General features: G+C 50.3%; 9 protein-coding genes. 1 reads left to right on the top strand and 8 read right to left on the bottom strand.

All coding sequences use genetic code 11. The features are described from left to right. Positions 1–16: 16 nt before the first annotated feature. The gene (locus XMM312_RS07630) at positions 17–1,288 is read left to right on the top strand and encodes an O-acetylhomoserine aminocarboxypropyltransferase/cysteine synthase family protein (protein WP_173482761.1); all 1,272 of its coding nucleotides are present in this window, start codon (positions 17–19) and stop codon (positions 1,286–1,288) included. A 57-nt stretch (positions 1,289–1,345) separates the two neighbouring features. On the opposite strand, the gene can is transcribed toward XMM312_RS07630, so the two are convergent. The 8 genes from can to XMM312_RS07590 form a co-directional block, all read right to left on the bottom strand. Further along, positions 1,346–2,044, bottom strand: a complete 699-nt coding sequence (gene can, locus XMM312_RS07625; protein WP_173489005.1) for a carbonate dehydratase — start codon at positions 2,042–2,044, stop codon at positions 1,346–1,348. 58 nt (positions 2,045–2,102) lie between these two features. After that, positions 2,103–3,167, bottom strand: coding sequence for a uroporphyrinogen decarboxylase (hemE, locus tag XMM312_RS07620; RefSeq protein WP_173489004.1), 1,065 nt, complete (start codon positions 3,165–3,167; stop codon positions 2,103–2,105). 109 nt (positions 3,168–3,276) lie between these two features. After that, positions 3,277–4,701 (bottom strand): FAD-dependent oxidoreductase, encoded by a 1,425-nt coding sequence (locus tag XMM312_RS07615; RefSeq protein ID WP_173480113.1) that lies wholly within the window; start codon positions 4,699–4,701, stop codon positions 3,277–3,279. Positions 4,702–4,760: 59 nt separating this feature from the next. Next, positions 4,761–9,215, bottom strand: coding sequence for a glutamate synthase large subunit (gltB, locus tag XMM312_RS07610; RefSeq protein ID WP_173480112.1), 4,455 nt, complete (start codon positions 9,213–9,215; stop codon positions 4,761–4,763). A gap of 182 nt (positions 9,216–9,397) precedes the next feature. Beyond that, positions 9,398–10,480 carry a 3-dehydroquinate synthase gene (gene aroB / locus XMM312_RS07605; protein WP_173480111.1) on the bottom strand — a complete coding sequence of 361 codons (1,083 nt, stop codon included), beginning with the start codon at positions 10,478–10,480 and terminating at the stop codon, positions 9,398–9,400. Positions 10,481–10,494: 14 nt separating this feature from the next. Then, positions 10,495–11,019 (bottom strand): shikimate kinase AroK, encoded by a 525-nt coding sequence (gene aroK, locus XMM312_RS07600; protein WP_305792067.1) that lies wholly within the window; start codon positions 11,017–11,019, stop codon positions 10,495–10,497. A 14-nt stretch (positions 11,020–11,033) separates the two neighbouring features. Further along, entirely contained in the window at positions 11,034–13,097 is a 2,064-nt protein-coding gene (pilQ, locus tag XMM312_RS07595) for a type IV pilus secretin PilQ (protein ID WP_254442890.1), read from the bottom strand. A gap of 3 nt (positions 13,098–13,100) precedes the next feature. After that, the gene (locus XMM312_RS07590) at positions 13,101–13,649 is read right to left on the bottom strand and encodes a pilus assembly protein PilP (protein ID WP_173480110.1); all 549 of its coding nucleotides are present in this window, start codon (positions 13,647–13,649) and stop codon (positions 13,101–13,103) included.

Raw genomic sequence — 13,649 nt, 5'->3', positions numbered from 1 at the left:
AGAGAAGGAAAGATAAATGAAATTGGAAACACAAGCGGTACACGCGGGCTATCAAATTGACCCAACCACCAAGTCGGTTGCGGTACCTATCTACCAGACAACCTCTTACGCTTTTGACGACGCACAGCATGGCGCTGACCTATTCGACCTTAAAGTAGTCGGCAACATCTATACGCGCATCATGAACCCAACGACTGACGTTTTAGAGCAGCGTGTCGCAGCGCTAGAAGGTGGCATTGCCGGTCTTGCCGTCGCTTCAGGTATGGCAGCGATCACTTACGCCATTCAGACCATTGCCGAAGTCGGTGACAACATCATCTCGGCCAGCGATCTTTACGGCGGTACCTACAACCTATTTGCACACACACTGCCACGCCAAGGCATTGAGGTACGCTTTGTAGCCAGCAATGACATAGCCGCCATCGAATCTAAAATTGATGCGCGTACCAAAGCGCTCTACTGTGAATCGGTTGGCAACCCATCAGGCCGTGTTGCAGACATCGAAGCACTGGCAGAGGTCGCACACCGTCACGGCATCCCGCTGATCTGTGACAACACCGTTCCAAGCCCTGCGCTTTGGCGTCCCATTGAACAGGGTGCCGATATCATCGTGACTGCTGCCACTAAATACATCGGCGGCCACGGCAACTCCATTGGTGGTGTGATTGTCGATTCCGGCAACTTCCCCTGGGCTGAGCATGCAGACCGCTTCCCGCTTCTCAATACGCCTGACATCTCTTACCACGGCGTAGTCTATACAGAAGCCTTTGGTCCGGCGGCATTCATCGGCCGTTGTCGCGTAGTGCCTCTGCGTAATACCGGCGCAGCGATCTCTCCAATGAACGTCTTCTTGTTGCTACAGGGCATTGAGACCTTGCCACTGCGTATGGAGCGCATCTGCTCAAACGCACAGAAAATCGCTGAGTTCCTTGAGAATCACGATCAGGTAACTTGGGTGAAATACGCAGGCCTTGCCTCGCACCAAGATAACGCACTGGCTAAGAAGTACATGGACGGTAATGCGTCTGGTGTCATGAGCTTTGGTGTCAAAGGTGGTCGTGAAGCAACGCGTAAATTCTACGATGCTCTGCAGATCTTCCTGCGCCTAGTGAACATCGGTGACTGTAAGTCACTTGCCTCTATCCCCGCCGAAACGACTCACCGTCAGTTGAATGCCGAAGAGTTAGCCTCTGCCGGTGTTACTGAGGATATGGTGCGCCTATCGATCGGTATTGAGCACGTTGACGACCTGATTGCCGATCTGGATCAGGCATTAGCAAGCGTTTAATACCAAGAAGAGCCAACAAAAAGCCCGCTGATGCGGGCTTTTTACTGTTTACTCGATCTAATCGTGATCGCAGAAGGTACTGCAGGTATGACCTTCAACCTGCTTGCCTTTCGCTTCGATCAAATTGACCGCGTCGATAAAGGTAGGACGGATCGTCTCTCTGCTGCTGACCGTGAAGCCAAGGTCACGCAATAAGCCATCACCGAGACCGTAGATCCAACCGTGCACATTAAGCTCTTGCCCCCGCGCCCAAGCATCGGTAACCGTGGTGGTGTTACAAACATTGAGCGCCTGCTCGACGACGTTCAGCTCACAAAGACGATCAACCTGGTAAGGTTTCGCTTCCCACTGACCGAGGAACTTGCGATGGTTGTAGTAGACATCACGAATATGACTTAGCCAGTTATCGATGAGGCCGTGACGCTCATCTTCCATTGAGGCAACAACACCACCACAGCCGTAGTGTCCTACGACCATGATGTCTTTGACTTTCAATACATCGACTGCGTACTGAATAACCGACAGACAGTTCATGTCTGAGTGCACGACAAGGTTCGAGACGTTGCGGTGAACGAACAGCTCACCCGGCATCAGATCCACGATCTCATTGGCCGGGACGCGGCTATCAGCACAGCCTATCCAGAGGTACTCCGGTGCTTGCTGTGCTGCCAGGGTTGCGAAAAACTCTGGATTAGCCCGGTGGATCTTTTCAGACCAGCCTCGGTTTTTTTCAAACAGCCCGCTCAGTTTTTTCATAGTCTCTCGTCTACCGCAGTCTCAGTTTAATCCTGGTGCTTCTTATTTGTGGCGCTTCTTATTTATGGTAAGGGACACTCAGCTCATGCACCGCATCGACAAAGATTTTGGCGTGATCTGGGTTCACAAACTGGTGAATACCGTGGCCAAGGTTGAATACGTGACCGGTACCCGAGCCGTAACCTTCAAGAATGCGGCTCACTTCAGCGCGTATAGTATCAGCCGGCGCATAAAGAACCGATGGATCCATGTTGCCTTGCAGTGCCACTTTATCACCGACACGACGACGCGCATCTGCAATGTCTGTTGTCCAATCAAGACCTAGTGCATCCGCACCCGCATCAGCCATCGACTCAAGCCACTGACCGCCGTTCTTAGTGAACATGATCACCGGTACTTTGCGACCATCGTATTCACGAATCAGACCATCGGCGATCTTCTTCATGTAGTCGAGTGAGAAGGCTTGGTACATAGGACCGCTCAGAGCACCACCCCAAGTATCAAAGATCTGAACCGCTTGAGCACCGCTGCGAATCTGCTCATTTAGGTAGAGCGTGACCGACTCAGCAAGCTTATCCATCAATTTGTGGAGTACTTCTGGTTGTGAATACATCATCGCTTTGATGTGACGGAAGTCTTTAGAAGAGCCCCCTTCGATCATATAAGTCGCCAGTGTCCATGGGCTACCAGAGAAGCCGATTAGAGGAACACGGCCGTTCAACTCGGAACGAATGGTCTTCACCGCATCCATCACGTAGCCAAGATTTTTGACTGGGTCTGGAACCGGAATCGCGTCAACGTCTGCCTCTGTGCGTACCTCTTTCTTAAAGCGTGGGCCTTCACCCGCTTCAAAGTAGAGACCTAGACCCATCGCATCTGGAATAGTCAGAATGTCAGAGAATAGAATCGCCGCATCCAGATCGAAACGCTCTAGAGGTTGAATGGTCACCTCACAGGCTAGATCTTTGTTCATGCAGAGTGACATGAAGTCACCCGCCTGGGCGCGTGTTGCTTTGTACTCAGGAAGGTAACGACCCGCCTGGCGCATCATCCATACTGGCGTGTAATCGACTGGCTCTTTCAATAGAGCACGAAGAAAACGATCATTTTTCAATTCAGACATGTTCGCAAATTCCTAAAAATAACTGCGCAGATTGTACCTGCTTTGAGCCTGTTAAGCAGTTAATAAAAAGCCGCTGGGGTCAGCGGCTTTTGATGTAGATCAGCGAGGATTAAACCTCTAGGTAATCAAGAATACCTTCAGCTGCGTTACGGCCTTCGTAAATCGCGGTTACGACCAGGTCAGAGCCACGCACCATATCACCACCGGCAAACACTTTAGGGTTTGACGTCTGGAACGGCAGGCGATCACCCTCTAGTGCAGCATCGACACGACCGTCTTGGTGAAGGTTGATACCGAAATCAGCCATCCAAGGCGCTGGGCTAGGACGGAAACCGAATGCAACCAATACCGCATCAGCAGGTAGGATCTCTTCTGAACCTTCGACCACTTCTGCGCGACGACGACCGTTCTCATCGGGCTCACCCATCTGAGTCGTAACCACTTTGATACCGGTTACTTTGCCGTTCTCACCAACCACTTCAACGGGCTGACGGTTAAACATGAAGTTGACGCCCTCTTCACGCGCGTTTTCGACTTCGCGCTTAGAGCCTGGCATATTCTCTTCGTCACGGCGGTAAGCACAGGTTACGCTCGCCGCTTTTTGACGGATCGAGGTACGGTTACAGTCCATCGCAGTGTCACCACCACCAAGCACAACAACTCTCTTACCTTCCATGCTGATGTATTCAGAAGCATCTTTCTCGTAGCCACGGCAGTGGTTTACGTTAGAGATCAAGAAAGGCAGTGCATCGTAGACACCGTCAAGATCTTCACCTGGGAAACCACCCTTCATGTAGGTGTAAGTACCCATGCCAAGGAAGACTGCATCGAACTGATCAACCAGTTCCTGCATCGTGATGTCTTTACCCACTTCAGTGTTCAGTTTGAACTCAACACCCATCGCTTCGAAGATCTCACGACGCTGAACCATGACATCTTTCTCAAGCTTAAACTCAGGAATACCGAAGGTCAGTAGACCGCCGATCTCTGGGTTACGATCGAATACCACTGGCTTAACGCCGTTACGCGCAAGGATGTCGGCACAACCAAGACCTGCAGGGCCTGCTCCGATAACAGCAACCTTCTTGTCAGTCCACGTCACATTGGACATGTCTGGACGCCAGCCCATCGCAAAAGCGGTATCCGTGATGTACTTCTCTACCGAACCGATGGTCACCGCACCAAACTCTTCGTTGAGTGTACAAGCGCCTTCACAGAGGCGATCTTGTGGGCAGACACGGCCACACACTTCGGGCAGTGAGTTTGTCTGGTGCGACAGAGTAGCCGCTTCAAACAAGTTACCCTCTGAAACCAACTTCAACCAGTTAGGGATGTGGTTGTGTACTGGGCATTTCCATGAACAGTATGGGTTACCACACTCAAGACAACGATGTGCCTGTGCGTTAACGTCCTCTTGCTCAAACGGCTGATAGATCTCAGCAAACTCGCCACGGCGTACTTCTGCTTCGATCTTTTCTGGGCCCTTACGGCCTACTTCAACAAACTGAAAATTGTTGTGAAGACGGGTAGTCATAGTCCCACCTCTTGTCTAAGCCCAGACGCATCTGGGCGATAATCTAATAAACCTAAATCTTACTCTGGAGCGTGTGTCATGCTGTTAAGCAGAACATCTAGGCTCGCCGCCTTTGGCTTAACCAGCCAGAAGCTGCCAAGGAAATCTTCGTAGTTATCCAGAATTTCCTGACCCCAAGCACTGCCCGTTTCACGAACGAATTCGATGATCACTGAGCGCAGGTGGTTTTTGTACTGCTCCATGTGTTCGGTGTGGATACGGTGGATATCAACCAATTCGTGGTTGTACTTATCCACGAAACTACGATCTTTATCCAGTACATAAGCGAAGCCGCCCGTCATACCTGCACCGAAGTTGTAACCTGTATCACCCAGAACCGTTACCAAACCGCCCGTCATGTACTCACAACAGTGATCACCGGCGCCTTCAACCACGGCATGTACACCTGAGTTACGAACACCGAAACGTTCACCTGCACAGCCCGCTGCGAACAACTTACCGCCCGTTGCACCGTATAGACAGGTGTTACCGATAATCGCAGTCTCTTGTGAGGCGTAAGTCACTTCAGAGAATGGTTTGATGACGATCTTACCGCCCGCCATGCCTTTACCAACGTAGTCGTTCGCATCACCCTCTAGAAGAAGGTTCTGACCACCGGCGTTCCAGACACCGAATGATTGACCTGCGTGGCCACGGAACTTAAAGGTAATTGGGTTGTTTTCCATGCCCAAGTTGCCGTGTTTCTTAGCGATAGCACCCGAGGTGCGTGCGCCCACTGAACGGTCACAGTTAGTGATTGTCAGTTCAAACTCACCGCCGGCTGCTGAATCGATTGCAGCTTGCGCCATCGCTAACATGTCAGTGTTTAGACGGCCTTCATCAAACGGAACGTTGCGCTCTTGCTGAACCGTCTGTGGACGATCTGCTGGCACACCGGCATCACTGATGAGCGGCGAAAGATCCAGTGATTTCTGACGATCAGTTTTGCCTTCGATGATCTCTAGTAGATCAACACGGCCAACCATCTCTTCGACAGTGCGCAGACCCAGCTGAGCCATGATCTGACGAACCTCTTCTGCCACAAAGCGGAAGTAGTTCTTAACCATCTCTACAGTACCGCGGAAGTGATCGCTACGTAGACGATCATTCTGCGTCGCAACACCGGTCGCACAGTTGTTCAAGTGACAGATACGTAGGTACTTACAACCCAATGCAACCATTGGCATGGTACCGAAACCGAAGCTCTCTGCACCCAGTAGCGCGCCTTTAACAACGTCTAGACCCGTTTTCAAACCACCGTCTGTCTGCAGACGAATCGCACCACGCAGATGGTTACCGCGCAGTGACTGGTGAGTATCGGCTAGACCAAGTTCCCAAGGTGAACCTGCGTAGTGAATCGATGTTAGAGGTGATGCCGCAGTACCACCGTCGTAACCAGAAATTGTGATCAAATCTGCATAGGCTTTAGCAACACCACAGGCAATGGTACCGACACCTGGACGAGAGACGAGCTTCACAGAGACCAGACCTTCAGGATTCACCTGTTTAAGGTCGAAAATAAGCTGCGCCAAATCCTCGATCGAGTAGATATCGTGATGCGGTGGAGGCGAGATCAATGTCACACCTGGCACCGAGTAACGTAGGCGCGCGATTAGGCTGTTAACCTTACCACCTGGTAGCTGACCACCTTCACCTGGTTTCGCGCCCTGAGCCACTTTAATCTGCATAACATCAGCATTCACCAGGTATTCCGGTGTCACACCAAAACGGCCCGATGCGATCTGCTTGATCTTAGAGCGCTTAATGGTGCCGTGACGGACAGGGTCTTCACCACCCTCACCTGAGTTAGAGCGACCGCCCAGTTCGTTCATAGCAACAGCTAGAGCTTCATGCGCCTCTGGAGAGAGTGCACCGAGCGACATTGCCGCTGTATCAAAACGTGGGTAAATCGCTTCAGCGGGTTCTACTTCATCAATACTAATCGGAGTGACATCTTTAAGCTTAAGCATATCACGAATCGTCGCGATGCCACGTTCGTTAACCAGTTTAGCGTAACGGTCGTAGTGCTTCTGATCACCCGACTTAACCGCTTCGTGGATTGCTTGTACCACGTCTGGGTTGTAAGCATGGTACTCACCACCAAACTTGTACTTCAGTAGACCGCCATCAGTGATTGGCTTACGCGCGATGAAGGCAGTTTTAGCCAACGCCGCTTGGTCCTCTTCAAAGTGAGCAAATTTAGAGCCCTGAATACGGCTAGTAACCCCTTTGAAACAGAGATCAACCACTTCATCGCTAAGGCCGATCGCTTCAAACAACTGAGCACCACGGTACGACGCGATGGTTGAGATACCCATCTTAGATAGGATCTTGAACAGGCCTTTATCAATACCTTTACGGTAGTTCTCGTGGCTTTGTAGAGCATCTTGTAGCATCTCGCCAGTACGACAAAGATCAGTCAGCACACGGTAAGCCAAGTATGGGTAGACCGCGGTAGCACCAAAACCGAATAGAACTGCGAAATGGTGTGGGTCACGAGCCGTACCAGTCTCTACAATGATGTTGGCATCAGTACGGATACCTGTATCGATTAGACGGTGGTGAACGGCACCCGTCGCCATCGCTGCATGGATAGGTAACTTACCTTTCTCAATGTTGGCATCCGATAGGATGATGATCGATTTTCCAGCACGAACCTCAGCTTCCGCCTTATCACAGACAGCAACGATCGCTTTATCAAGCGATAACTCTTCTGGGTTGTAGTTAAGATCGATAACAGCAACTTCAAACCCTTTTTCATCGTTGTCACGAATACGGTAGAACTTGCTTGCAGAGAGTACTGGCATCGTCAATACAACACGACGAGCGTGATCCGCAGTCTCTTCAAATACGTTTTGCTCACGACCTAGGCAGGTCTCTAGTGACATCACGATCGCTTCACGTAGTGGGTCGATTGGTGGGTTGGTCACCTGTGCAAACTGCTGACGGAAGTAATCGTATGGCGAACGAATCTTCTCTGATAACACGGCCATCGGCTTGTCATCACCCATTGAGCCAACCGCTTCCATGCCACTTTCGCCCAACGGACGAAGCACCTGGTCACGCTCTTCAAAACTTACATTGAACATCTTCATGTAAGTCTTAGTCTCTTCTGGGGACATATCACTGAGCGCTTCCGCTTCAACGGAAAGATTCATCGTGTTCTCTAGACGCAGTGTGTTCTCTTTCAACCACTGCTTGTAAGGCTGTGCCTTCTTAAGACGATTATCGACATCATCAGTGTGCAGTACATCACCTGTCTCTGTATCGATTGCTAGAATCTGACCCGGTCCAACACGGCCTTGAGCCACGATATCGCTTGGTTCGTAGCTGAATACACCGATCTCAGAAGCGGTACAGATCATGCCGTCTTTGGTCATTACCCATCGAGATGGGCGAAGACCGTTACGGTCTAGAAGACAGACCGCGTAACGACCATCAGTCATAACCATGCCAGCAGGACCATCCCAAGCTTCCATGTGCATTGAGTTGTACTCGTAGAATGCACGTAGCTCAGTGTCCATGGTGTCAACGTTCTGCCACGCAGGTGGAATGATCATACGAACCGCGCGGTAGATATCGATACCACCGACCAGTAGGAATTCGATCATGTTATCCATTGATGACGAGTCAGAGCCGGTGGTGTTAACGATTGGCTGTAACTCATCAAGATTTGGAATCAATGGAGTAGCAAATTTAGAGGCACGTGCACGAGCCCAGTTGCGGTTACCTTCTACCGTGTTGATCTCGCCATTGTGAGCAAGGAAACGGAATGGCTGTGCAAGAGGCCAGCGCGGTGCTGTGTTCGTTGAGAAGCGCTGGTGGTAGGTACACACCGCTGTCTTCAACTCAGGATCTGCAAGGTCTTTATAGAACACAGGAAGATCGACAGGCATCATCAAGCCTTTGTAGCTGATCACGCGCTCAGATAGGGTACAGATGTAGAAATCTGCATCATCAGACAGAGCGATCTCAACTTTACGGCGAGCCACAAACAGCGCAACTTCAAGCGCTTTTGCATCCATGTCTGACACATTGATCAGAACTTGTTCGATCTGTGGAAGCGTCTCTTTCGCGATAGGACCAAGGCAGCTGTCATCCGTCGGAACTACACGCCAGCCAGCAACGGTAAGGCCCTGCGCTTCAAGTTCGCGATTCATGACAGTACGAGCATTGTCAGCCGCCGCGGCATCCTTAGATAGGAATACCATGCCAACAGCAAAGGTGTCAGTTAGGTCGACATTCAACTCATTCTTAGCGGCTGCACGCATGAAATCGCGTGGCATCTGCATCAACAGACCACAGCCATCACCCGTCTTACCATCCGCTGCAATACCACCACGGTGAGTCATGCAGGCCAATGCTTCAATGGCGTTATCAAGTACCTTATGACTTGCTTCGCCCTGCATGTGGGCCATTAGACCAAAACCGCAGTTATCTTTAAATTCATCCGCGCGATACAGACCGTTGCTCATACGCTATTCCTACCTAAAAACTTAAATAAAATCAGGCACTTAAAACCTGAATACACCTCTAGAGAAATGACACAGAGGCAAAATGGGACCGTAATTCTACACTTCTACGGCTCTGGCTACAAATCGACCAAGAAAAAACAAAAAACGCGCCAAGTTGGCGCGTTTTGTAAGTCGGAATTTTTTTATTCGCCGCTGTAGTGCTGCTTTAGTGTCGATTTTAGGGCTTCGGGGTCGACCTCGCTGGTAACGACTGCCTGACCTAGCTGTTGCAGCAAGACGAGTCGAATCTGACCGTCTAAAACCTTCTTATCAACCGACATCAACTCAATAAACCGATCCGGCGTCATATCTGCTGGAGGTGCTATCGGCAACTTCGCTCGACGCAAGAGTGTTTCAACACGTGCTAAATCAGCAGGCTCTAACCAACCGAGACGCATCGAAAGATCTGCAGCCATCCACATACCTGCTCCCACCGCTTCACCATGCAGCCAATTTCCGTAGCCCTGATCAGTCTCAATGGCATGGCCAAAGGTGTGACCAAGATTCAAAATGGCACGAATACCGCCTTCACGCTCATCTTGTGCAACGACCTCTGCTTTGATTTCACAAGAACGTTTAATGGCATATGCCATCAACTCAGGATCACAGTCGTTAAGTCCATCGATGTTCTTCTCCAGCCAAGCAAGAAATTCAACATCGTAGATCAAACCGTACTTGATCACTTCAGCAAGACCCGCGGCCAACTCACGCTCTGGGAGTGTCTTCAAGACATCGGTATCGGCCAATACCGCTTTGGGCTGATAAAAGGCACCGATCATATTCTTACCCAGCGGATGGTTAACGCCCGTTTTCCCCCCCACCGATGAGTCTACCTGAGAGAGCAAGGTTGTCGGTATCTGAATGAAATCGACACCACGCTGATAGGAGGCCGCTGCGAAACCAGTCATATCTCCGATAACTCCACCACCTAGAGCGATCAGTGTGGTCGTGCGGTTGTGGCGCATCTGCAACAAGGCATCGAAAATAAGGTTAAGAGTATCTAAAGTTTTGAATGACTCACCGTCTGGCAGAATCACTTCGTCCACTTGAAGGCCAGGAAGCTGGTCACGCAGCGCGCTCAAGTATAGTGGAGCAATCGTCTCATTGGTGACGATCATTACCTGCTTACCCCGAACCGCACCCGCAATATCTACTTTCTGAAAAAGATGGTCGCCTACGTAGATAGGGTAGCTACGGTCACCTAAGTCGACTTTTAACTCTTGCATGCGATGAATCCTGACTACGCGCTTTTCAGAACGCGATGTTTTTTAAGGGCTTTGACGATCTCACTGATGACCATACGCGGATGTCTGCGATCAGTGCGCAGTATCATATCGGCGGTGTCGCGGTAGAGTGGATCTCGTTTTTCTAAAAGGGTCTCTAGTGTCTTGCGAGGATCTTGGGTTTGCAGCAGAGGACGGTTGCGATCACGCGCGGTGCGCTCAATCTGCTGATCAATACTGGTTTCTAGGTAGATAACGAAACCACGGCTGCGGAGGAATTCTCGGTTGGCTGGGCGCATCACAGCACCACCGCCCGTCGCTAAGACGATGTCATCTTGCTGAGTGATTAGATCGATAACCGTCTGCTCGCGATCGCGAAAGCCCTCTTCACCCTCAACATCGAAGATCCAAGGAATATCGGCGCCAGCACGGTCAACAATCACTTTATCGGAGTCAATAAACTCCAATTTCAGCTCGTTAGAAAGCAAACGCCCTATGGTGCTCTTTCCAGATCCCATAGGGCCAATTAAAAATATTTTCAAAAAACAGCCTTACACTACCGCACGTTCAGTGACTCACGAATCAGTTTCGGGGTAATGAAGATCAACAACTCGTTCTTCTGTTCTGTTGTCTGTCGATTTCTAAACGCAGCACCAATAACAGGCAGGTCACCTAGACCTGGAACCTTCTGAACACCATCGGATGCTTCAGTACGGAATACCCCACCAAGCACTATGGTATCACCATCGTTAACCACAACCGAAGTAGTTAATTGGTTTGTATTGATAGAAATTTCACCATTAGCCAGGGTTGAGCCCACACTGTCCTGATTAATTGCCAGATCCATAGCGATTCGGTCACCTGGGTTTAGCTGGGGTGTAACGTTAAGCGAGAGCGCGACATCTTTGAATGCGGTTGTCGTTGTACCGTCTTCAACAGTTTGGTACGGAATCTGTTGCCCAGAGGTGATATTCGCCGCCTTACCATTGGTTGTAATCACCTTAGGTTGTGAAATCACCTCACCATTACCTGAGCTCTCAAGCGCAGAAAGTTCAGCCGAGAGCAGTAGCGAGTTTTTGATAAAGCCGACCGCTAGAGAGGGTCCTGCCACACCGAAGTCCACATTCAAACCAGACTGAGTGACGCCCGCCACACCTGGAGCCGTAATGCCTGAACCAAAAGAGAGCTGACCATCACCCAATACGGTGGTTGGGCCATTAGCAAAACCCCATTTAACACCAAGACTTTCTGAGAAGTTCGCCGAAGCCGTGACTACGCGCGCCTCCACCATGATCTGAGCGACTTCAACATCAAAGCGCTTCAGAGTTCGGCGGATATCTTCGATGGCTGCGTTAGTCTCACGCACCATTAGGACGTTGGTTTGGTCATCAGCCAATACAAAACCACGCTCACTGATCAGATTGGCCGCCGAAAGATACTCTTTCATCTCAGAGGCACGGCGGTAGTCGATCTGGATGTATTCGGTTACCAGCGGCGCCAGCTCTTTAACCTGTTGCTGGTTTTCAAGCTCTTGACGTTCACGATCGGCGATTTGTGTTGCATCGCCCACTAGCATGACGTTACCCACGACACGCTTATCCAGCCCGTTGGTCTTCAAAATAATATCCAGCGCCTGATCCCAAGGGACATTCTTCAGACGAAGCGTGGTATTACCGCTCACTTCATCGCCTACCACTAGGTTCTTCTCTGCCACTTCTGCAATGATTTGGAGTACAGAGCGCACCTCTACATTTTGGAAGTTTAGATCGATCTCTTCACCGGTAAACGGGAACAGATCTTTCTGAAGATCCGCTTGAGCACTCAACGAGATCGGTTTGAAATCTAGCACTAGTTGGTTGTTGGATTGGTACGCGAGGTAATCGTAAGGGTCGCTAGAGGGCAGAATCAAAATTGCCGCACTGCCATCAGCATTCATCGAGTCGATAAAGTTAATCGGTGTCGCAAAGGCTTTGACATCAAGCTTTTGAGACAGCCCGGGTGCCAAGGTTGCCCCGACCAGATTAACAATGACGCCGTTACCCTCTTCGATAATATCCAATCCAGCACGATCGTCACTCAGAGAGATCGTCACCCGACCTTGATTGCCTTCTAGACGCTCAAAATCGACACCCACTACTCGTGTTGTGTCATCTACAGTGGTTTTTTGAGCAGGAGCTGCTTTAGATGCCGTTGCTGCAGTAGCGGCTGAAGCTTGAGTTGAGTTACCCATTGAGAGGATCAATTGATTACCCTGCACTGAGGTTTGGTAGCCAACCGATTCCGTCAGCTCGACAACGACACGAAGGCGATCGTTGGTTTCTGCAAAAAGCAGTTTTGATACGGGACCAGAGCCAACACTGATTGAACGATCCAACTGCTCAGATTTATCAACACCCCACAAATCAACCACCAACCTCGCAGGTGTATCCACTGCGTAAATTTTTGGTTCGGCCGGTTGATCCGTGAAGTCAAACCTCAACTCTGTCTGATTGCCCGGCAGCGCAGTCGCAACCACAGCATTTAACGTTTGCGCCGACGCCATCGTCGACATAAGCATCAAAGTGACCAGAGTAACTAAACGCTGAACCGACATATTTAATTTCCATCTCTTCATATTCATGGCTTACTCCAATCCCGGCAGTTTGACGACTCTGGGTCTGCTCATCCAGCCGCCGCGGCCGTTCGATACAATCTCTTTCAACTCAATACCGCGTTCATCAATATTCACTACAACACCATAATCGATGCCCATGCGAGCACCCATTTTAATCTGATGCACTTCAGAGTTACTGTCTCTGACTAGGGCGATCAATTGACCATCCATTGGCGAGGTAATTGTTCCTACCATCTGCAACTGCTCAACCGGAAACTCTTCCAAGTACTCTTTAATACGATTGAAATCAGGCATGATTGTTGGTGCAACCACGACCTCATCGTCATCGAGAAACTGTTGTGGCAATAGCGGTACAAAGGGATCACGCTGCCAAGGTCCTTCATAAACAAAGGCTTCGTAGGCGATCAGCTCAGGCAGCGGTTCAATGCCACCTCCAGGCGCCGCCAGCTTCTCACGAACAAAGAGTTTAAGGTCCGACGAATCATCTACCCAGATACAACCCTGCAAAAGAGATGCCAATAGCGCGATGAGAGAGAGATGTTTGATTGTTCTATTCAT

This window comes from Marinobacterium sp. xm-m-312 (genome assembly GCF_013283295.1).
Taxonomy (GTDB): Bacteria; Pseudomonadota; Gammaproteobacteria; order Pseudomonadales; family Balneatricaceae; genus Marinobacterium_E.
The sequence above is the reverse complement of the archived record's forward strand: the minus strand, read 5'-3'. Positions and strand labels throughout refer to the sequence as shown.

Coding starts and splice junctions, on each gene's coding strand:
- pilQ (WP_254442890.1), bottom strand. CDS start 13,097: ATGAATATGAAGAGATGGAAATTAAATATGTCGGTTCAGCGTTTAGTT.
- XMM312_RS07615 (WP_173480113.1), bottom strand. CDS start 4,701: ATGACTACCCGTCTTCACAACAATTTTCAGTTTGTTGAAGTAGGCCGT.
- XMM312_RS07630 (WP_173482761.1), top strand. CDS start 17: ATGAAATTGGAAACACAAGCGGTACACGCGGGCTATCAAATTGACCCA.
- gltB (WP_173480112.1), bottom strand. CDS start 9,215: ATGAGCAACGGTCTGTATCGCGCGGATGAATTTAAAGATAACTGCGGT.
- can (WP_173489005.1), bottom strand. CDS start 2,044: ATGAAAAAACTGAGCGGGCTGTTTGAAAAAAACCGAGGCTGGTCTGAA.
- aroB (WP_173480111.1), bottom strand. CDS start 10,480: ATGCAAGAGTTAAAAGTCGACTTAGGTGACCGTAGCTACCCTATCTAC.
- hemE (WP_173489004.1), bottom strand. CDS start 3,167: ATGTCTGAATTGAAAAATGATCGTTTTCTTCGTGCTCTATTGAAAGAG.
- XMM312_RS07590 (WP_173480110.1), bottom strand. CDS start 13,649: ATGAATAGAACAATCAAACATCTCTCTCTCATCGCGCTATTGGCATCT.